This window comes from Pseudomonas sp. P39-UII1 (assembly GCF_039672635.1).
Classification (GTDB): Bacteria; Pseudomonadota; Gammaproteobacteria; order Pseudomonadales; family Pseudomonadaceae; genus Aquipseudomonas.
On sequence record NZ_JBDFPP010000012.1, the window covers coordinates 98,134 to 117,653 of the forward strand.

Below are 19,520 nucleotides of genomic sequence, written 5' to 3' on the forward strand. Positions count from 1 at the left end.
GACAGCGCCAGGATCAGCGCTTGTTCGCCTTGACTTCTGCTTCGCGCAGCGAAGGTGCCAGCTTGTCCAGCACGCCGTTGACGAACTTGTGGCCGTCGGTGGCGCCGAAAACCTTGGCCAGTTCCACGCCTTCGTTGATCACAACGCGGTACGGTACGTCGACCCGCTTGATCAGCTCCCAGGTGGACAGGCGCAGCACGGCCAGCTCGACCGGGTCGAGTTCTTCGAGGGTCATGGTCATGCACGGCTTCAGTGCGCTGTCGATTTCGCCCTTGATCGCCGGGACCCCATGCAGGATCTCGCGGAAGTAGGCACCGTCGACATCGGTAAAATCGTTATCGACCCGGAACTGCGCTTCGATCTCGTTCAGCGAATGCTGAGCCATGTGCCATTGGTACAGGGCCTGGGTCGCGAGCTTGCGGGCTTCGCGGCGCTTGGCGCTTTTCGATGGCTTGCCGGCATCCGCAGGTTTTGGATCGCGCGGGTTGAAACGATCGCTTTCGTCGCTAATCACTTGGCCTCCAACTGCGCCAGCAGGCTGACCATTTCCAGTGCGGACAGGGCAGCTTCAGCACCTTTGTTACCGGCCTTGGTGCCGGAACGCTCGATGGCTTGCTCGATGGAGTCGACGGTCAGGACGCCGAAGGCCACCGGCACGCCGAACTCCATGGACACCTGGGCCAGGCCCTTGGTGCATTCGCCCGCCACGTATTCGAAGTGCGGGGTACCGCCGCGGATCACTGCGCCCAGGGCGATGATCGCGTTGTATTCGCCTTGCTGGGCGACTTTCTGTGCCACCAGCGGGATTTCGAACGCGCCCGGGGCACGGATGATGGTGATGTCGCTTTCGCTGACGCCGTGGCGTACCAGGGCATCAACGGCACCGCTTACCAGGCTTTCGACGACGAAGCTGTTGAAGCGGCCAACCACCAAAGCATAGCGACCTTTGGGGGCGATGAAGGTACCTTCGATGGTCTTCAGGGTCATTCCGATGTTCTCATCTTCAAGAGCGAGGCCGCGCACTGGCGGCCTCGGGAGGGTTTGGACTCGAGCGTGAGGGCGCAAGCGCCGCCTCAAGTCACTCGGAGGGCACGTATTCTACAACTTCCAGATCGAATCCGGATATCGCATTGAACTTCATCGGCGAACTCATCAGGCGCATCTTGCGCACACCGAGGTCACGCAGGATCTGCGAGCCGGCACCGACGGTGCTGTAAGTGGTCGGGGCCTTGGTCGGGGCGTCGCCGGCGCTTTCGCGGATGTGCGCCAGCAGCACGTCGCCGTCCAGCGGGTGGCCCAGCAGCAGCACCACGCCGCTGCCGGCCTCGGCCACGGCGGACATGGCCGCGCGCAGGCTCCAGCGGCCCGGTTGCTTGACCATCAGCAGGTCGCGCAGCGGGTCCATGTTGTGCACGCGCACCAGGGTCGGCTCTTCGGCGCAGATCTTGCCCAGGGTCAGGGCCATGTGCACATCGCCTTCCACCGCGTCGCGGTAGGTGACCAGGTTGAACTCGCCCAGCTCGCTTTCGATCGGCTGCTCGGACACGCGCTGCACAGTGCGCTCGTGGATCATGCGGTAGTGGATCAGGTCGGCGATGGTGCCGATCTTCAGGCCGTGCTCGGCGGCGAACACTTCCAGCTCGGCGCGGCGCGACATGGTGCCGTCGTCGTTCATCACTTCGCAGATGACGCCGCTCGGCTCGAAGCCGGCCATGCGCGCCAGGTCGCAGGCCGCTTCGGTGTGGCCGGCGCGGGCCAGGGTACCGCCGGGCTGGGCCATCAGCGGGAAGATGTGGCCCGGGCTGACGATGTCGTCGGCCTTGGCGTCCTTGGCGGCAGCAGCCTGCACGGTACGCGCACGGTCGGCAGCGGAAATGCCGGTGGTGACGCCTTCGGCAGCTTCGATCGAGACGGTGAACTTGGTGCCGAAGCCCGAGCCGTTGCGCGGAGCCATCAGCGGCAGCTTCAGCGTTTCGCAGCGCTCGCGGGTCATCGGCATGCAGATCAGACCGCGGGCATGCTTGGCCATGAAGTTGATGTGCTCAGGCAGGCAGCATTCGGCCGCCATGATGATATCGCCTTCGTTCTCGCGGTCTTCGTCATCCATGAGGATGACCATTTTGCCCTGGCGGATGTCTTCAACCAGTTCTTCGATGCTGTTGAGCGCCACGCGGCACCCCCTTCTCAATCAGGATTTCAAGAAGCCGTTGGCGGCCAGGAAGCTTTCGGTAATGCCACTGCCCTTGCTCGGTTCGGCAGCCTTGTCACCCAGCAGCAGACGCTCCAGGTAACGGGCCAGCAGGTCGACCTCAAGGTTTACCCGACGCCCTGCGCGGTAGTCGGCCATGATGGTTTCGGACAGGGTGTGCGGGACGATGGTCAGCTCGAATTCGGCGCCATTGACCTCATTGACCGTCAGGCTGGTGCCGTCGACGGTGATCGAACCCTTGTGGGCGATGTACTTGGCCAGCTCCTTGGGCGCACGCACGCGGAACTGGATGGCGCGGGCGTTATCGGCGCGCGAGATGATTTCGCCGACGCCGTCGACGTGGCCGCTGACCAGGTGGCCGCCCAGGCGGGTGGTCGGGGTCAGGGCTTTTTCCAGGTTGACCTTGCTGCCGCTCTTGAGGTCGATGAAGGCGGTACGCTTGAGGGTCTCGACGCTGACGTCGGCCCAGAAACCGTTACCCGGCAGTTCGACGGCGGTCAGGCACACGCCGTTGACGGCGATGCTGTCGCCGAGCTTGACGTCACCCAGGTCGAGTTTTCCGGTCTCGACGTAGACGCGCACGTCACCGCCCTTGGGGGTCATGCTGCGAATGGTGCCGATGGATTCGATGATGCCGGTGAACATGGGGTCTTCCTCAAAAACGGTTTGCGCGGGGCAAGCCCGGCATTATACGCCGGGCGCCGGCAGAGGGATGGCCGTGACCCGCCAGTCATCGCCCACTGCGCGCATTTCGGTGATTTTCAGCCGTGGCGCTTCGCTCATCCTGCTCAGCGGCCAGTCCAGCAATGGGCGTGCCTGCGAGCCGAGGAACGTGCCGGCGACGAACAGCTGGTACTCGTCGACCAGGCCTTGTTGGGCGAAGGCGCCGACCAGGCCGGCGCCGGCTTCGAGCAGGATTTCGTTGACGCCGCGGGCCGCCAGCGCCTGCATCAGGGCCAGCAGATCGACGTGGCCGCCGCTACCGGGCAGGCTCAGCAGTTCGTGGCCGGCTTCGGCGTAGCGCGGATCGCTGCCCAGGCCGGTCACCACGAGGGCCGGGCCGGCCCGGAAGAACGCTGCATCCAGCGGCAAGCGCAGGCGGCCGTCGATCAGCACACGCAGCGGCGTGCGGCTCAGGGCCAGCGCGGTGGTCTCTTCATCCAGCCCCAGCTCGGCACCGCGTACGGTCATCCGTGCGTTGTCGGCCAGCACACTGGCGGCGCTGGTCAGCACCACACTGGCGCGGGCACGCAGGCGCTGCACCGCAGAACGGGCGGCGGGGCCGGTGATCCACTGGCTTTCGCCGCTGGCCATGGCGGTGCGGCCGTCCAGGCTCATGGCCAGCTTGGCGCGGACGAATGGCAGGCCGTGTTCCATGCGTTTCAGGAACCCGGGGTTGAGGGCGCGGGCCTCGGCTTCGAGCACGCCGCTGGCGACTTCGATGCCGGCATCCGCCAGGCGTTGCAGGCCTTGGCCTGCGACCTGAGGGTTGGGGTCCTGCATGGCGGCCACCACGCGCGCCACGCCCGCGTTCACCAGCGCTTCGGCGCACGGCGGCGTGCGGCCATGATGGCTGCACGGCTCAAGGGTTACATAGGCACAGGCACCGCGGGCACGCTCACCGGCCTGGCGCAGGGCATGCACCTCGGCATGCGGCTCGCCGGCGCGCACGTGCCAGCCCTCACCGACCACCTCACCATCGCGAACAATCACGCACCCCACGCGCGGGTTGGGGTGGGTGGTGTACACCCCCTTGCGGGCAAGCTCCAGGGCACGGGCCATGTAATGGGCGTCGAGGATCGCGGTCTGGCTCGGCATGCTCACTCTTTAGCCGGCTCGCGGGCCAGGCGGTCGATTTCTTCGCGGAATTCGTCGAGGTCCTGGAAGCGCCGGTACACCGAAGCGAAACGGATATAGGCCACTTCATCGAGCTTGCGCAGCTCGGCCATCACCAGCTCACCGACCACCAGCGACTTCACCTCACGCTCGCCGGTGGCGCGCAGGCGGCTCTTGATATGCGCCAGCGCCGCCTCCAGGCGTTCAACACTGACCGGGCGCTTTTCCAGCGCGCGCTGCATGCCGGCACGCAGCTTGTCTTCGTCGAAGGGCTGGCGGGTACCGTCCTGCTTGATCAGCCGGGGCAGTACCAATTCGGCGGTTTCGAAGGTGGTGAAGCGCTCACCGCAGGCGACGCATTCGCGACGGCGGCGCACTTGCTCGCCCTCGGCGACCAGGCGCGAGTCGATGACCTTGGTGTCGTTGGCACCGCAAAACGGACAGTGCATGGTGGCAGGCAACAAAAAAAGGGAGGGCCATGGTAGCGCATCCCACTGGCAAGACAAGCCAAAGGGGTTAACATCCATAGAATTCTGCCCGTGAAGGACTACCCCATGCATCTTCGAGCGCTCGCCGTGCTGTGCTGCGCCGCCTTGCTCACTGCCTGCGGCAGTGACCGGCCCAAGACTGAACAAGCCCCCGCGCCCGTACCTGCCAAGGTGGCGAAAAAAGCCCAGCCGCTCGGCCCCCTGCCGGCCTACCAGCGCGAGCTGAGCGGGACCTTGATGGCGATCCCCGCCGGCGCGAACGTGGAGTTGGCACTGCTGGTGATCGACGAGCGCGGCCGCCCGCAACAGTTGCTGGCCAGCAGCACCCTGACGGGGACCGGCCAGGCCCTGCCCTACCAGCTGCGTTTCAACCCTGAGGCCTTCCCGGCCGGCGCCAGGGTGGAACTGCGCGGCCGCGCCAGCAACTCCGGGCAGTTGATCCTGCACCTGCCACCGGTGCGCATCACGCAAGCGCAAACCCAGACCACCGGCCCGCTGCAGTTCGAAAAGGCACCGTAAGTGGCGCCACTTGCCCTGCAACAGGCTCTCAGCGGCCTGATTGGTGAAGCGCGCCTGGTGGTCAGTGAGCTGCCGGAATGCGCACTCAAGCTGTGGCTGATCGACGACCAGAACATGGACCGCGCCTTCAGCATGGAAGAAACCCGGCGCATTCTCGAAGACCCGCCGTACTGGAGCTTCTGCTGGGCCAGCGGCCTGGCCATGGCCCGCTACCTGGCCGCACACCCCGAGTGGGTTGCAGGCAAACGCGTGCTGGACTTTGGCGCAGGCTCGGGCATTGCCGGGATTGCCGCTGCCCGGGCTGGGGCAACCGAAGTGGTGGCCTGCGACCTCGACCCGTTGGCGCTGCAAGCCTGCCAGTTCAATGCCTTGCTCAATGGCGTGGAGCTCGGCTACAGCAGTGATTTTTTCGCCGAGGCAGACCGCTTCGACCTGATCCTGGTCGCCGACGTGCTCTACGACCGCGCCAACCTGCCGCTGCTCGATGCCTTCCTGGGCCGTGGTCGCCAGGCCCTGGTGGCCGACTCGCGGGTGCGCGACTTCAGCCACCCGCTGTACCGGCAACTGGGCGTGCTCGATGCGCTGACCCTGCCGGACCTGGCCGAGCCGCACGAATTCCGCCGGGTCAGCCTGTACCACGCCAGCCGCGAGCCTTTATAGTGGTGCGATTCACGGTTTTGCGAGAGTCGCGATGAGCCAAGCTCCTAGTAAAGATCTGCCGTACATCTTCGATGCCACCGATGCCAACTTCCAGCAACTGGTCATCGAGAACTCCTTCCACAAGCCGGTCCTGGTGGACTTCTGGGCCGAATGGTGCGCGCCGTGCAAGGCGCTGATGCCGCTGCTGGCGAAGATCACCGAGGAATATCAGGGCGAGCTGCTGCTGGCCAAGATCAACTGCGACGTGGAGCAGCAGGTGGTCGCCCAGTTCGGCATTCGCAGCCTGCCGACCGTGGTGCTGTTCAAGGACGGCCAACCGGTCGATGGCTTTGCCGGTGCGCAGCCGGAGTCGGGCATCCGCGCCATGCTCGAACCGCACGTGCAAATGCCTGCCGCCCCGGCCGCTTCGCCACTGGAGCAGGCCAAGGCGCTGTTCGCCGAAAGCCGTTTTGCCGAGGCCGAAGCCTTGCTGCAGGTGCTGCTGGGTGAAGACAACAGCAATGCCGAGGCGCTGATCTTGTATGCCCGCTGCCTGGCAGAGCGTGGCGAACTGGGTGAAGCCCAGGTGGTACTGGATGCGGTGAAGACCGACGAGCACAAGGCGGCGCTGGCCGGTGCCAAGGCTCAGCTGACGTTCCTGCGCCAGGCTGAGAGCCTGCCGGAAGTGGCCGACCTGAAAAGCCGCCTGGCGCAGAACCCGCAGGATGACGAAGCGGCCTACCAGCTGAGCATTCAGCAACTGGCGCGCCAGCAGTATGAAGCGGCGCTGGATGGGCTGTTGAAACTGTTCCAGCGTAACCGGGCGTATGAGAACGGGTTGCCGCAAAAGGCGCTGCTGCAAGTGTTCGAGCTGCTAGGTAGCGACCATCCGTTGGTAGGTGTTTACCGCCGCCGGCTGTCTTCGGCCCTGTTCTGACCCTCGCATCAGGCGAGGGCTCCGCCCTCGTTCGCGGGGCAAGCCCGCTCCCACAGGTACCGCGCTGTTCTCAGGTCTACGGTCAACCTGTGGGCTTGCCCCGCGAAGAGGCCCGGACAGGCCAGCAACTTTATCCGACCCAGTGATACACCGGCGCATCCGCGCCACTCTCTACCTTCACCTCACTGCTGTGCCGCAACCGCACCAGCAACCGCTTGCCGGCCGCAGTACTGCCCGCCAGCCCTTCCAGCCGGTCCAGCAATTCTGGCCCGTTCATCTGCCCCGCCGCGCGCAGCACCTCACGCGCTGCGGTCCACTGCCCGTCATCCTGACGCGGCGCTGCCGGCATGGCCGTCGACGTAGCTTCTGCAACTACGGGCACTTCCAGCTGCCGCCCCAACTGTGCCCACTCCGCCGGCTCCAGCTCGAGGGTCAGGTCCACCGGCCAGTTGCCGATCTGTCCACGTATTCTCACGATGTTTTCCTTGCAAGCAGGTCAATAGAGCCATGCTACATCAACATGAAACCTGCGCCACGCAGGCTGGCGGCCAAGAGAAAAGTTGTTATAACATTACCAAATCATTCCCAGCCCGCTCCTGGAGTCGTCAATGCGTCGCCTGCTGCTCGCCCTGCCTTTCGCTCTGCTGCCCCTGGCCGTTGCCCATGCCCACGACGACCATGATCACGACCACGCCCATGGCACACTCGGTGCCCATGAGCATGGCGTGGCCAAGCTCAACGCCGTGCTCGACGGCAACACCCTGGAGCTGGAGCTGGACAGCCCGGCAATGAACCTGGTCGGCTTCGAGCACGCGGCCAGCACTGATGCCGACAAGGCCAAGGTCGCTGCCGTGCGCCAGCAGCTCGAACAACCGCTGAAACTGTTTGGCCTGGCGGCGGCCGCAGGCTGCAAGGAAGACGCTCAGGAGCTTGAGAGCCCGCTGTTCGGTGATGCGGTAAAAGATGACGACGGCGATGAGCACGAACACACCCACCCGCACAGCGACATCGGTGCCCATTATCAGCTGAACTGCTCGGCACCTGAGAAACTCACCCAGCTCGACCTTGCGCCGCTGTTCAAGGCTTTTCCCGCCACACAGAAAATCAACGTGCAGCTGATCGGCCCGAACGGCCAGAAAGGCGTGGAAACCTCGCCCGCCAAAGCGATGGTCGCGTTCTGAATGAGCCTGCCGTTGATCGAACTGCAGGACGTGGTGTTCGCATGGCCCAACCAGCCCACACTGCTGGACATCCCGGCGTTTCGCCTGGATGCCGGTGAGGCGTTGTTCCTCAAAGGCCCCAGCGGCAGCGGCAAGACCACCTTGCTGGGCTTGTTGGGCGGGGTCCATTTGCCTGGCCAGGGGCGTATCCGGTTGCTCGGCCAGGACCTCGCTGCGTTGGGCCAAGGCGCCCGGGACCGCTTCCGGGTGGACCACACCGGCTATATCTTCCAGCAGTTCAACCTGCTGCCTTTTCTTTCGGTGCGCGAAAATGTCGAGCTGCCCTGCCGCTTCTCGCGCAGCCGCGCCGAACGTGCGCGCCAGCGTCACGGCAGTGTCGACCAGGCCGCCACCGAGCTGCTTGCGCACCTGGGCCTGGACCACCCGGCCATGCTTGCGCGGCGCGCTGACAGCCTGTCGATCGGCCAGCAGCAGCGCGTGGCTGCGGCCCGCGCGCTGATCGGCCAGCCCGAACTGGTGATCGCCGACGAGCCAACCTCGGCACTGGACGCCGACACCCGCGAAGCGTTCATCCGCCTGCTGTTCACCGAGTGCCGGGCGGCTGGCTCCAGCCTGTTGTTCGTCAGCCATGACCAGAGCCTGGCGCCGCTGTTCGACCGTCACCTTTCACTGGCCGAACTCAACCGCGCCGCCAAGCCCCGGGAGGCCTGATGTACCTGCTTCGTCTTGCCCTGGCCAGCCTGGCCAACCGTCGCTTCACCGCCTTTCTTACCGCGTTCGCCATCGCCCTGTCGGTGTGCCTGCTGCTGGCCGTAGAGCGCGTGCGTACCGAAGCCCGCGCCAGCTTCGCCAGCACCATCAGCGGTACCGACCTGATCGTCGGCGCCCGCTCAGGTTCGGTGAACCTGCTGTTGTATTCGGTGTTCCGCATCGGCAACGCCACCAACAACATTCGCTGGGACAGCTACCAGCATTACGCCCAGGACCCGCGGGTGAAGTGGGCTATTCCTATTTCGCTAGGCGACTCGCACCGCGGCTACCGGGTGATGGGCACCACCGGCGACTATTTCAGCCACTATCAATATGGGCGCAGGCAGCACCTGGCGCTGAGCCAAGGCCGTGAGTTTGCCGACGACCCGTTCGAAGTGGTGCTTGGCGCAGAAGTCGCCGAGGCCTTGCACTACAAGCTGGGCGACAAGCTGGTGCTGGCACATGGCGTAGCAGCGATCAGCCTGGTCAAGCACGACGACAAACCCTTCACCGTGGTCGGCGTGCTGAAACGCACCGGCACGCCGGTCGACCGCACCTTGCACATCAGCCTGGCAGGCATGGAGGCGATCCATATCGACTGGCACAACGGCGTGCCGGCCCGTGGCGCCGGGCGCATCAGTGCCGATCAGGCGCGTGGCATGGACCTGCAGCCCGCTGCGATCACCGCATTCATGCTCGGCTTGAACAACAAGATCGCCACCTTCAGCCTGCAGCGCGAGATCAACGAATACCGCAACGAACCGCTGCTGGCGATTTTGCCGGGGGTGGCACTGCAGGAGCTGTGGAGCCTGATGGGCACCGCCGAACAGGCGCTGTTCGTGGTCTCGCTGTTCGTCGTGCTGACCGGCTTGATCGGCATGCTCACGGCGATCCTCACCAGCCTCAACGAGCGCCGCCGGGAGATGGCGATCTTGCGCTCGGTGGGTGCCCGGCCTTGGCACATTGCTGGGTTGCTGGTGCTTGAAGCATTGGCGCTGGCGGCTGCCGGGATCGTAGCCGGGCTTGGCCTGCTATACGCCGGTATCGCCCTTGCCCAAGGTTACGTGCAGGCCAACTACGGGTTGTACCTGCCATTGGCCTGGCCCAGCGCGCACGAGTGGACGTTGCTGGCTATCATCCTCGGCGCAGCGCTGCTGATGGGCAGCGTGCCGGCCTGGCGCGCCTATCGGCAGTCGCTGGCTGATGGCTTGTCGATTCACCTCTGAGAAAACGCCATGCTCCGCGCGCTGTTGTTAACCCTGCTGATGTTCGCCGCCCAAACCTGGGCGGCGGAGCCCCGAGAACTCGACTGGCCTGCGCTGATCCCGGAAGGCGCGCCGGTCATCCCGCCGCAGCTGGCACCGCTGCATGACATGTCGCAGCTGAGCAACGCGCTGTCTGCCGAGTCGGCGCCACCGGCGCGCCAGCAAGCGCCGGATGCGCCAGTGGTCAAAGGCCTGGATGGCCAGCAGATCAAGCTGCCTGGCTACATCGTGCCGCTGGAAGTCAGCGAAGAAGGCCGCACCACCGAATTTCTGCTGGTGCCTTACTACGGCGCCTGCATCCATGTGCCACCCCCGCCCTCCAACCAGATCGTGCATATTTTCAGCGAGATGGGCGTTCGCGTCGAAGACCTCTACCAGCCCTACTGGATCGAAGGAAAGCTGCAGGTTAGAGCCTCCAGCAGCGAACTGGCCGACGCTGGCTACCAGATGGAAGCCGAGAAAATATACGTTTATGACTTGAAGTGAGAACTGTTTCGAATTCGTGAACGCAGTTCTTTGAGCTGGGTCAAACAATCGGTTTAGACGGCTCCGTACCATTGGACTACTCGATTAATAACGTCCTTTGGGAGCTTCCATGAACAAGTCCTTGCTCGGCGCCTCGCTTGTGGCCCTTGCGCTCGTCGCCCCTGCCGCCCACGCCTATCAGGCGGGGGATATGATCCTGCGCGCAGGCGCTATCACCACCGCCCCAAACGAAAGCAGCGGCGACCTGAAGTTCGACGGCAACAAGGTGTCGGGCACCAAGGCAACCCTGGACAGCGATACCCAGCTGGGCCTGACCTTCGCCTACATGCTCACCGACCACATCGGCCTTGAGCTGCTGGCCGCCACGCCGTTCCAGCACACCGTTGGCGTCAAAGGCCTGGGCGGCGGCCTGGACGGCAAGCTGGCCGACATCAAGCAACTGCCACCGACCCTGTCGCTGCAGTACTACCCGATGGCGCCGAACTCGCGCTTCCAGCCGTACGCGGGTATCGGCATCAACTACACCCTGTTCTTCGATGAAGACCTGAGCAGCGCGCGCAAGCAACAGGGCTTCAGCAACCTCAAGCTGCAGGACTCGGTGGGTATCGCCGGCCAGTTGGGCATGGACTACATGCTGACCGACAACCTGCTGGTCAACGCCTCGGTCTGGTACGTCGACATCGACACCAAGGCCAGCGTCGACGGCCCGAGCGCGCTGGGTTACAGCAAGACCAAGGTCAATGTGGAAGTCGACCCGTGGGTCTACATGGTCGGCCTTGGCTACAAGTTCTGACCACTGCGAGACAGGGCGGCCGAGGCCGCCCTTTCTGTTTGCAGCCACAGCCAGTAACCCAGCGCCAGCGCGCTGAACGACATCCCCAGCGCACACACTGCGCCCCAGCCCCAACGGGTATACACCCAGCCCGCCAGCACCGCGCCAAGCCCGCTGCCAATCGCATAACTGCACATGTAGGCGCCGATCAACCGGCTGGCCAGCTCGCTCCGCCCGGCCAACAACAGGCTCTGGTTGGTGACGTGCACCGCCTGCACGGCGAAGTCCAGCATCAGCACACCCAGGGTGAAAGCCATCAACGATTGCCCGACGAAGGCTGTCGGCAGCCATGACAGCGTCAGCAGTGCCAGCGCCAGGCCCGTGGTGCGCTCTCCCAACCCCTGATCAGCCAAACGCCCTGCGCGCGACGCCGCCAACGTACCGGCAATGCCTGCCAGGCCGAACAGGCCGATTTCGCTGTGGCTCAACGCCAAAGGTGCGGCCCCCAGGGGCAAGACCATGCTGCTCCACAGCACGCTGAACGCGGCAAAGATCAACAGGCCGAACAGGCCGCGCCGGCGCAGCAAGCGGTCCTGCCGGTACAGGCTGAACAGCGAGCCGATCAGCGCCAGGTAACCTGATCGATGCTGCGGGCGGCGCCCTGGTGGCAAGCAAAGGCAGAGCACAACGGCCATCAGCAACAGCAACCCCGCCGCCACGAAGTAGACGCTGCGCCAACCCGCCACATCGGCAAGCGCACCGGACACCAGGCGCGCCAGCAGAATGCCCAGCACGACACCGCTGGTGACCGTACCCACGGCCTGCCCCTGGCGGGCGGGTGAGGCAAGGACCGCGACATACGCCACCATCACCTGCACCATCACCGCCATCAGCCCGACCACGGCCAAAGCGCCAAGCATTACCGCCCAGTTCTGCGCCAGGCCAACGGCGGCCAGCGCCAGCGCCGCGACCAGCAACTGGCCCAATACCAGGCGCTTGCGGTCGAACAAGTCACCGAGCGGCACGATCAGCATCAGCCCCAGCGCGTAACCCGCCTGGGTGGCACCGACAACCCAGCCAATCCGTGCCTGAGGCACGCCCAGGTCGGCCGCGATCGACTCGAGCAAAGGTTGGGCGAAATAGACCGTGGCCACGGCCATGGCGCAGGTGGCGGCGAGCAGCAGGGTTATCCCGCGGGTCAGCACATCGTTCATCGGCTCAGCTCCAGCGCTTCTGGTTTCAAATTGAAACCACCTGCTGGCTATTTAGCAAATGTGGTTTTAATCTGCAACCAGATGATCACCAAAGGTTGCACCCGATGCTCGATGACATGAACGCTCAATGCCCTGTAGCGCGGGCCCTGGAAGTATTGGGCGACCGCTGGGCGCTGATGATCCTGCGCGATGCCTTCGACGGCCTGCGCCGCTTCAGTGAATTCCAAAAGAACCTGGGGCTGGCGAAGAACATCCTCACAACGCGGCTCAAGCTTTTGCTGGAAAGCGGCCTGCTGCAGCTGCAGCCGGCATCAGATGGCAGTGCCTACAAGGAATATGTGCTCACCGACAAAGGGCGGTCGGTGTTTCCGATCGTGGTGGGGCTGCGGCAATGGGGGGAGCGGTTTTTGTTCGAGGCGGGGGAGGCGCGCTCGGAGCTACTCGACAGCGCCAGCGGCAAGCCGATCGAGACGCTGCTGGTACGGGCGCAGGATGGCCGGGTTGTGGGGCCGGAAGACTGCCGGAGACGGGTGATCAGCCAAGGCTGAGCGGTGCCTTCCTCGCGGGCAAGCCTGCTCCTGCAGAGGCCCTGGTTTCAGGCCTTGCCGAGCAAGTGTGCCAGCCCTTCGACCATCGATGTCGGCTGCGGGAAATCGAATCGCGTCAGCAGACGCTGGTTATCCGCCCGGGAGTGGCGAATGTCACCCGAACGAGCCTCGCCATAGCTGACAGGCGGCAAGCTGCCGACCACCTTTTCCAACGCCTTGAGCAACTGGTTCAGCGAAGTCGCCTGGTTCAGGCCGATATTCACCGCACCCTCCTCCACCTGCGGCTGCTCCAGCGCCTGCACCATCACCTGCACCAGGTCGCCCACATACAGGAAGTCACGGGTTTGCTCGCCGTCGCCGAACACCGTGATCGGCAACCCTTGGGTGGCCCGCTCACTGAAAATGCTGATCACCCCGGAGTACGGGGACGAAGGGTCCTGGCGCGGCCCGAAGATGTTGAAGAAGCGGAACACCACCGGCTCCAGCCCATGCTGGCGGCGGTAGAAGTCCAGGTATTGCTCGCTGGCCAGCTTGTCCACCGCATAGGGCGTCAAGGGCGCCTTGGGCGTGTCCTCGGCAATTGACTGGCCTTCGCCGTTGTTGCCGTACACCGCCGCACTGGAGGCAAACAGCACCCGGCGCACGCCCTGCAGGCGCATGGCTTCGCAAACATTGAGGGTGCCGATGAAGTTGCTCTGGTGGGTCTTCACCGGGTCTTCCACCGAGGCCTGCACAGAAGCCACTGCAGCCAGATGCACGACGGCGCGGCAACCGGTTGCGGCGCGCTGAACCAGCGCGGCATCGGCGACATCACCCTCGATCAGTTCGAGGCGCGGGTTGCCCAGTTGCAGGTTGTCGCGCTTGCCGGTGGAGAGGTCGTCGAGCACGCGCACGGCGTAGCCTTTGGCCAGCAACGCATCGCACAGGTGGGAGCCAATGAAGCCGGCGCCGCCGGTGATCAGGATGGGGGCATCAGCCATGGCGGTAGAATCGGTCCAGTAGAGGCGGCAGGCCAGCGCGCCAGGCACGCGGCTTGATGCCGAAGGTGTGAAGTATTTTTTTGCAGGCCAGCACCGCGTTCTGCGGCTCTTCGCTGGCATCCGGGCGAGCGGCATGCGCCTGCGCGGTCGGCGCCTGCACCGCCAGCTGGCGATGCTGCCCGGCCTCGGTGAGGATCGCCTGGCCCAGCGCCAGCGGCGTGGTCGCTTCGTTGCCGGCGTAGTGGTAGGTGCCCCATAGCGGCGCTGTGCAGTCGAGCTGCTTGAGCACCGACAGGATCACCCGCGCAGCATCGTCGACCGGCGTTGGATTGCCGCGGCGATCATCAGCCAGCAGCAGTTCCTGCGGCTGCTCGGCGCGCGTCAGGAAGCGGCCCAGGGCACCGTCGATGCTCTCATCCAGCAACCAGCCGAAACGCAGCAGCACATGCTGCGGGCACGCCGCACGCACGCTCTGCTCGATGCGCCACAACGCCTGGCCACGCAGGCCCAACGGTACCGGTTCGTCCTTTTCGCTGTAGGCCGTGGCCCGCGAACCATCGAACACTCGGTAACTGGAAGGCTGCACGAGGGTGATCTGGTGGTGCTGGCACAGCTCCGCCAGCCGCTCAACCGCCCGCTCCTGCTGAGCCAGGCGCTGCTCGCTGACCGACTCGGCCTGGAACCAGTCGAAGTAGTAAGCCAGGTTGACCAGGGCATCGGGACGGTGATCGTCAAGCAGCTGGGTCAGGTTGGCCGGCGTCCAGCCATCTTCCGGCGGGCGCGGCGCCAGGAAAGCGATGTCCTCCTCGGCCCCGAGACGAATCAGCGCTTGCCCGAGGGCATTGCCACCACCCAACAGCATCAGGCGCATACGCATAGAGTCAGCAGATCCGAACAGGTTGATGAGGGAAAGGGGCCATTTTGCGGTTTCCTGCCCGGGAAGTCCAACCCTAGGGGCTGACGGAACTTGCATAGGCCGATCCTACCAGCCAGCCGGAACTCTCCTACACACAGGACTGGCCCAATCCTGCATCGCAAATGAAGAAATCTTGATTCAATAGTCTGCAGCCCAACAAATATTCCGACTACCCCTATATACAAAGTGAAAATAATGACAGGAAGTTACTGCGAGCCCATGCCTGAAATCCCTGACGTGGCCAAGCCCGACGTATTCAAACTGCAATCAGATACCGCTCTCCTGATCAACAACAACCAGACACTTCACGCACGCGAAATCATCAAGGACAACCGACGACTGTTGGTTCGCCTGTTTGCGTACTCACCTCAAGCGCAGCCGGTGGTACTTCAAGAAGACCCACTTGTCGTTCGCGGCTAAACAGGAAATGTCAGTATGGAAATTGAATTATCCACGCTCCTGGCCCTGGCATTGATCGCGCTGCTTGCAGGATTTTTTGACGCGATTGCAGGCGGCGGTGGGCTGCTGACCTTACCCGCCCTCTTTATCTCTGGGGTCGATCCGCTGGCGGCCATGGCGACCAACAAACTGCAAGCATCATCGGCCAGTGTCTCAGCGGTTTGGGCGTTTGCACGCAAACGCATGATCCGCTGGCGGGATGGGCTGCCGATGGCTGCACTGTCATTCGCCGGCGGTGTGGGGGGCGCTTTATCGATCAGCTTGCTCGACAAAGCCATCCTGCAAGCTTGCGCACCGGTCTTGTTGATCGCTGTCGCGGGCTATTTTGCACTTAGCCCCAAACTCGATGAACAAGAACGCAAACGCAAAGTATCGACAGCCTGCTTTGCAGCGACGGTTGTTCCGTTGATTGGTTTTTACGATGGCATCTTCGGACCTGGTACTGGCTCATTTTTCATGATCGCCTTTACCCTGTTGATGGGGCAAAACATCCTGCAGGCAGTGTCCAACAGCAAACTGCTCAACGCAGCCTGCAACCTGGGGGCCTTGTCCGTGTTCGCGTTGAGCGGCTCGGTTATCTGGCCACTTGCGCTCTCAATGGCCGCGTGCGCCATTATTGGCGCACAAGCAGGTGCGCGATGCGCACTTTATTTCGGGTCGAGACTGATCAAACCACTTCTCATTTCAGTATGTGGACTGATGGCGATCAAGCTCTTGTTGGACGACGGCAATCCCATCGGAGAGTGGCTTCAGCAAAACTGGGTAACGTACAGCAATTACTGGCAGGTCAACTGACACTTCGTTGCACGTGCGAAAAGCGCATTACTCTATCTCGAACAAGCCATTACTCAACGGCCCCACGCTCAACCGCTCGCGCACATCGTCATCAATGCGCGGATCATCCGGTCGGTAGAGTTTGACCTGCCGGTAGGCGTTGATGCGGTTGATCTCCTCCCCCAGAAACTCCCACACCACGCGTGTGCAGGCCGGGTTGCGCCGGTCGCCGCTGGAGACGCCGGTCTTCAGGCCATTCAAGCGGGTAATGCGGCTTTTGAAGCTGGGGATGAGGATGGTCTGGCTCATCTCGTTCAAGGTCAGCGACTCGTAGTCGATGAGGAACATCCGGTCCTGCAGCTGGAACGCCGCGCCGAGGTAGCGGCAGCGTACCTCGGCATGCTGATCGGTGGCGCTGGAGCGTTCCTGGCGCTCCTGGCGCTCGAACAGGAAGCGGCCGCGCTCTTCGCGCAGGTGCACCAGCGACACCAGGATGGTGCCGGGTACCGACATGCAATTGGAGTATTCGAAGTAATAGCCGCAGTAGCGCGACAGGTTGCCGGCATGCTCGTGCAGCGGGCGGAACAGCTCGCTGATGGGGTCGCTGGGCTGGTCGCTTACCGTCGACACTCGCGCGCCAATCAGGCGGGCGAACTGCTCGGGCGGCAAATTCAGCTCGTAATCCTCGACCCCGAAGAAATCGCCGATGCGCTTGAGGTTGAACGCCGTCGGACGGCTCTGCCCGCTCAAGTACTTGTTGAACTGGGCGCGGTTGATCGACAGCTGGCGGCAAACTTCGGAGATAGAGCGGTAGTGGCTGCAGGCCAGTTTGAGGTTGGTAGCGAAATGATCGCTCATGTTCAGAATCCAGGTGACGCGAATGACGCAAGTGTAGCATCAAGTCGCATCAAGTCAGAGCAACCCGCGAAATTGTAACCACTCTTGTCATGGCCAACCATGCGCCCAACGATAGCGGTGCGCCTGCCGGCCGCTGGTCTTTTCATACGAAGAATAAGAATCGAGGTCATTTTCCAATGCTCGAAGTACTCAACGATTTCCTTTCGGGGAAGCTCCTCATCGTGTTGATCGTCGGTCTCGGCGGTTACTTCACCATCCGCTCGCGATTCGTCCAGTTCCGCCATTTCGGCCACATGTTCGGTGTGTTCAAGGAATCGCTGCGTGGCCAGGCAGGCCAGCTGAGCTCCTTCCAGGCCCTGATGCTGAGCCTTGCCGGCCGAGTTGGCGCCGGTAACATCGCAGGCGTCGGCATCGCCGTCACCCTGGGCGGCCCAGGCGCGGTGTTCTGGATGTGGGTCACTGCCCTGGTAGGCATGGCCAGCAGCTTCTTCGAATGCACGCTGGCCCAGGTCTACAAACGCGCCGACGGCGACGGCCTGTACCGTGGTGGCCCGGCCTACTACATGCAGCATGGCCTGAAGCGCAAGAACATGGCCATCGTGTTCTCGATCCTGCTGCTGGTCACCTATGGCTTCGCCTTCATTGGCCTGCAGTCGTACACCGTGACCCACTCGCTGCAGAACGCCTTTGCCTTCGACCCCAAGCACACCGGTATCGTCCTGGCCGTGCTGCTGGCCATCACCTTCCTCGGCGGCATCAAGCGCATCGCCGCCGTGTCGGACCTGCTGGTACCGGTCAAGACCTTGGCCTACATCGGCGTGACCCTGTACGTGATCGGCACGCAGATCGAGCACGTGCCAGCCATGCTGGAAACCATCTTCAAGAGCGCCTTCGGCCTTGACCCGGCGTTCGGCGGCCTGCTCGGCAGCGCCATCGTCATGGGCGTGAAGCGTGGCGTATTCGCCAACGAAGCGGGCCTGGGCAGTGCACCTAACGTGGCGGCCGTGGCGGCCGTGAAGCACCCGGGCGCGCAAGGCGTGGTCCAGGCGTTCAGCGTGTTCCTCGACACCTTCGTGATCTGCACCTGCACCGCGCTGCTGATCCTGCTGTCGGGCTTCTACACCCCGGGCTTCGAAGGGGATGGCATCGTCCTGACCCAGAACTCCCTGGCCGCAGTGGTCGGTGACTGGGGCCGCCTGTTCGTCAGCGTCGCGCTGTCGCTGTTCGTCTTCACCTGCATCCTCTACAACTACTACCTGGGCGAAAACAGCCTGCAGTTCCTCACCCGCAACCGCGCTGTACTGATGGTGTTCCGCGGCCTGGTGCTGGCACTGGTGGTGTGGGGCTCGATGCAGGACCTGTCGACCGTGTTCGCCTTCGCCGACATCACCATGACCTGCCTGGCCTTCGTCAACCTGGTGGCCCTGGCCCTGCTGTTCAAGGTCGGCCTGCGGGTGATGCGCGACTACGATGATCAGCGCAAGGCGGGTATCAAGCAGCCCGTGTTCGATTCGGCCAAGTTCACCGACCTGGACCTGGACCGCAATGCCTGGCCTGCCAATCCTCAGGCCGAAACAGCCGCTGACAAAGCCGTGGGCCAAGCCCAGCCGCAGCGCTGATATCCTGCCCTGCCCAGCCGCCCCGTCCGTGGGCGGCTGCTTTCTATCCGCTCACCGCTACGGATGCTTTCCATGCGTGCAGTCAAGAATCTCCTCGTCCTCTATACCGGGGGCACCATCGGCATGCTCGAAACCGCCGAAGGCCTGGCACCGGCCGGTGGCTTCGACGCGCGGATGCGCGAACACTTTGCCCAGCTGAGCGATGCACCCCAGGTGCAATGGACGCTGCAGGAACTGAACCCGTTGCTCGACAGCGCCAACATGCAGCAGCACAACTGGCTGGCCATGCGCGATGCCATTGTGGCTGCGGTAGAGGTTGGCGGGCATGACGGCGTGCTGGTACTGCATGGCACCGATACCCTGGCGTACAGCGCCGCGGCATTGGCGTTGCTGTTGCTGGGGTTGCCGGTGCCGGTGCTGCTGACCGGTTCGATGCTGCCGGCAGGCGCACCAGGCAGCGACGCCTGGGACAACCTGTGCGGCGCCCTGCGCCAGTTCGAGCAGGGCCTTGAGGACGGCGTGCAGCTGTACTTCCACGGCCAGCTGCTGCACGGCTGCCGCGCCTCGAAGCTGCGCAGCGAAGCGTTCGATGCGTTTGCCGCTTTGCCGCGCCACCGTGAAGGCGAGCGGGCGACCGAGGTACCTGCCGCCCTCGGTTATCGTCAGCAGCGCCAGCCAGTCAACCTTGCCGTGATGCCAGTATTCCCCGGCTTGCACGCCGAGCACCTGCGCGCACTGCTCGACACTGGCGTGCAAGGGCTGCTGCTGGAATGCTACGGCAGCGGCACCGGGCCGTCGGACGACCAAGCCTTGCTCGACGTGCTGCGCGCGGCACGCGAGCGTGGCGTGTTGCTGGTTGCCATCAGCCAGTGCCCGGAGGGTTCGGTGGTGTTCGATACCTATGCAGCGGGCAACCGCCTGCGCGGCGCCGGCCTGGTCAGTGGCGGCGGCATGACCCGTGAAGCGGCGTTGGCCAAGATGTTTGCGCTGCTGGGCGCCGGGCTGGATGCAGAGGCCGCAGAACAGTGGTTTGCCTTGGACCTGTGCGGCGAGCGGGCCTGAATTCTGCC

General features: G+C 63.9%; 24 protein-coding genes. 13 read left to right on the forward strand and 11 right to left on the reverse strand.

The window, feature by feature from the left end; genetic code table 11:
* Positions 1-13: 13 nt before the first annotated feature.
* The 6 genes from nusB to nrdR form a co-directional block, all read right to left on the reverse strand.
* Positions 14-514 (reverse strand): transcription antitermination factor NusB, encoded by a 501-nt coding sequence (nusB, locus tag ABEH27_RS16645; RefSeq protein WP_346614655.1) that lies wholly within the window; start codon positions 512-514, stop codon positions 14-16.
* Positions 511-987 carry a 6,7-dimethyl-8-ribityllumazine synthase gene (gene ribE, locus ABEH27_RS16650; RefSeq protein ID WP_176518320.1) on the reverse strand — a complete coding sequence of 159 codons (477 nt, stop codon included), beginning with the start codon at positions 985-987 and terminating at the stop codon, positions 511-513. The genes nusB and ribE overlap by 4 nt, the downstream gene beginning before the upstream one ends.
* Positions 988-1,078: 91 nt before the next feature.
* On the reverse strand, positions 1,079-2,170 hold the full coding sequence (gene ribBA, locus ABEH27_RS16655) for a bifunctional 3,4-dihydroxy-2-butanone-4-phosphate synthase/GTP cyclohydrolase II (protein ID WP_346614656.1): 1,092 nt from the start codon (positions 2,168-2,170) through the stop codon (positions 1,079-1,081).
* A gap of 18 nt (positions 2,171-2,188) precedes the next feature.
* Positions 2,189-2,854: a riboflavin synthase gene (locus ABEH27_RS16660; RefSeq protein WP_346614657.1), complete on the reverse strand. Its 666-nt coding sequence runs from the start codon at positions 2,852-2,854 to the stop codon at positions 2,189-2,191.
* 42 nt (positions 2,855-2,896) lie between these two features.
* Positions 2,897-4,027, reverse strand: coding sequence for a bifunctional diaminohydroxyphosphoribosylaminopyrimidine deaminase/5-amino-6-(5-phosphoribosylamino)uracil reductase RibD (ribD, locus tag ABEH27_RS16665; RefSeq protein ID WP_346614658.1), 1,131 nt, complete (start codon positions 4,025-4,027; stop codon positions 2,897-2,899).
* A 2-nt stretch (positions 4,028-4,029) separates the two neighbouring features.
* On the reverse strand, positions 4,030-4,494 hold the full coding sequence (gene nrdR, locus ABEH27_RS16670) for a transcriptional regulator NrdR (RefSeq protein ID WP_016393425.1): 465 nt from the start codon (positions 4,492-4,494) through the stop codon (positions 4,030-4,032).
* 105 nt (positions 4,495-4,599) lie between these two features.
* Here nrdR and ABEH27_RS16675 point away from each other — a divergent pair, with 105 nt between their 5' ends.
* The 3 genes from ABEH27_RS16675 to trxA are packed head-to-tail and all read left to right on the forward strand — an operon-like array spanning position 4,600 to position 6,628.
* A complete protein-coding gene (locus ABEH27_RS16675) occupies positions 4,600-5,052 on the forward strand; it encodes a YbaY family lipoprotein (protein ID WP_346614659.1) in 453 nt (150 codons plus the stop codon).
* A complete protein-coding gene (locus ABEH27_RS16680) occupies positions 5,053-5,712 on the forward strand; it encodes a 50S ribosomal protein L11 methyltransferase (protein WP_346614660.1) in 660 nt (219 codons plus the stop codon).
* Positions 5,713-5,743: 31 nt separating this feature from the next.
* Positions 5,744-6,628 (forward strand): thioredoxin, encoded by an 885-nt coding sequence (gene trxA, locus ABEH27_RS16685; RefSeq protein WP_346614661.1) that lies wholly within the window; start codon positions 5,744-5,746, stop codon positions 6,626-6,628.
* Between the two features lie 130 nt (positions 6,629-6,758).
* Here the strand turns inward: trxA and ABEH27_RS16690 are convergent, their stop codons facing one another.
* Positions 6,759-7,103, reverse strand: coding sequence for a hypothetical protein (locus ABEH27_RS16690; RefSeq protein WP_346614662.1), 345 nt, complete (start codon positions 7,101-7,103; stop codon positions 6,759-6,761).
* 133 nt (positions 7,104-7,236) lie between these two features.
* On the opposite strand from ABEH27_RS16690, the gene ABEH27_RS16695 reads away from it, so the two are divergent.
* The 5 genes from ABEH27_RS16695 (at position 7,237) to ABEH27_RS16715 (ending at position 11,103) form a co-directional block, all read left to right on the forward strand.
* A complete protein-coding gene (locus ABEH27_RS16695) occupies positions 7,237-7,809 on the forward strand; it encodes a DUF2796 domain-containing protein (RefSeq protein ID WP_346614663.1) in 573 nt (190 codons plus the stop codon).
* A complete protein-coding gene (locus tag ABEH27_RS16700; protein WP_346614664.1) occupies positions 7,810-8,520 on the forward strand; it encodes an ATP-binding cassette domain-containing protein in 711 nt (236 codons plus the stop codon). It abuts the gene before it with no gap.
* Positions 8,520-9,785 carry an ABC transporter permease gene (locus ABEH27_RS16705; RefSeq protein WP_346614665.1) on the forward strand — a complete coding sequence of 422 codons (1,266 nt, stop codon included), beginning with the start codon at positions 8,520-8,522 and terminating at the stop codon, positions 9,783-9,785. The genes ABEH27_RS16700 and ABEH27_RS16705 overlap by 1 nt, the downstream gene beginning before the upstream one ends.
* Positions 9,786-9,794: 9 nt before the next feature.
* Positions 9,795-10,310, forward strand: a complete 516-nt coding sequence (locus ABEH27_RS16710) for a DUF3299 domain-containing protein (RefSeq protein ID WP_346614666.1) — start codon at positions 9,795-9,797, stop codon at positions 10,308-10,310.
* Between the two features lie 109 nt (positions 10,311-10,419).
* Positions 10,420-11,103, forward strand: a complete 684-nt coding sequence (locus tag ABEH27_RS16715; RefSeq protein ID WP_346614667.1) for an OmpW family outer membrane protein — start codon at positions 10,420-10,422, stop codon at positions 11,101-11,103.
* On the opposite strand, the gene ABEH27_RS16720 is transcribed toward ABEH27_RS16715, so the two are convergent.
* A complete protein-coding gene (locus ABEH27_RS16720) occupies positions 11,091-12,296 on the reverse strand; it encodes an MFS transporter (RefSeq protein WP_346614668.1) in 1,206 nt (401 codons plus the stop codon). The genes ABEH27_RS16715 and ABEH27_RS16720 overlap by 13 nt on opposite strands.
* Positions 12,297-12,400: 104 nt before the next feature.
* Here ABEH27_RS16720 and ABEH27_RS16725 point away from each other — a divergent pair, with 104 nt between their 5' ends.
* Positions 12,401-12,844: a helix-turn-helix domain-containing protein gene (locus ABEH27_RS16725; protein ID WP_346614669.1), complete on the forward strand. Its 444-nt coding sequence runs from the start codon at positions 12,401-12,403 to the stop codon at positions 12,842-12,844.
* A gap of 47 nt (positions 12,845-12,891) precedes the next feature.
* On the opposite strand, the gene ABEH27_RS16730 is transcribed toward ABEH27_RS16725, so the two are convergent.
* Together ABEH27_RS16730 and ABEH27_RS16735 are read right to left on the reverse strand one after the other, a co-directional pair.
* Entirely contained in the window at positions 12,892-13,824 is a 933-nt protein-coding gene (locus tag ABEH27_RS16730) for an NAD-dependent epimerase/dehydratase family protein (protein ID WP_346614670.1), read from the reverse strand.
* Positions 13,817-14,701 (reverse strand): sugar nucleotide-binding protein, encoded by an 885-nt coding sequence (locus ABEH27_RS16735; protein WP_346614671.1) that lies wholly within the window; start codon positions 14,699-14,701, stop codon positions 13,817-13,819. The genes ABEH27_RS16730 and ABEH27_RS16735 overlap by 8 nt, the downstream gene beginning before the upstream one ends.
* Positions 14,702-14,959: 258 nt before the next feature.
* Between ABEH27_RS16735 and ABEH27_RS16740 the strand changes: the two genes are divergently transcribed.
* Together ABEH27_RS16740 and ABEH27_RS16745 are read left to right on the forward strand one after the other, a co-directional pair.
* Complete coding sequence (locus tag ABEH27_RS16740) at positions 14,960-15,160, forward strand: hypothetical protein (protein ID WP_346614672.1); 201 nt, start codon at positions 14,960-14,962, stop codon at positions 15,158-15,160.
* 15 nt (positions 15,161-15,175) lie between these two features.
* On the forward strand, positions 15,176-15,994 hold the full coding sequence (locus ABEH27_RS16745; protein WP_346614673.1) for a TSUP family transporter: 819 nt from the start codon (positions 15,176-15,178) through the stop codon (positions 15,992-15,994).
* A 27-nt stretch (positions 15,995-16,021) separates the two neighbouring features.
* On the opposite strand, the gene ABEH27_RS16750 is transcribed toward ABEH27_RS16745, so the two are convergent.
* Positions 16,022-16,831: a helix-turn-helix transcriptional regulator gene (locus ABEH27_RS16750; RefSeq protein ID WP_346614674.1), complete on the reverse strand. Its 810-nt coding sequence runs from the start codon at positions 16,829-16,831 to the stop codon at positions 16,022-16,024.
* Positions 16,832-17,007: 176 nt separating this feature from the next.
* On the opposite strand from ABEH27_RS16750, the gene ABEH27_RS16755 reads away from it, so the two are divergent.
* Together ABEH27_RS16755 and ABEH27_RS16760 are read left to right on the forward strand one after the other, a co-directional pair.
* Entirely contained in the window at positions 17,008-18,450 is a 1,443-nt protein-coding gene (locus ABEH27_RS16755) for an alanine/glycine:cation symporter family protein (RefSeq protein WP_346614675.1), read from the forward strand.
* Positions 18,451-18,522: 72 nt separating this feature from the next.
* Positions 18,523-19,512: an asparaginase gene (locus ABEH27_RS16760; protein WP_346614676.1), complete on the forward strand. Its 990-nt coding sequence runs from the start codon at positions 18,523-18,525 to the stop codon at positions 19,510-19,512.
* Positions 19,513-19,520 lie beyond the last annotated feature (8 nt).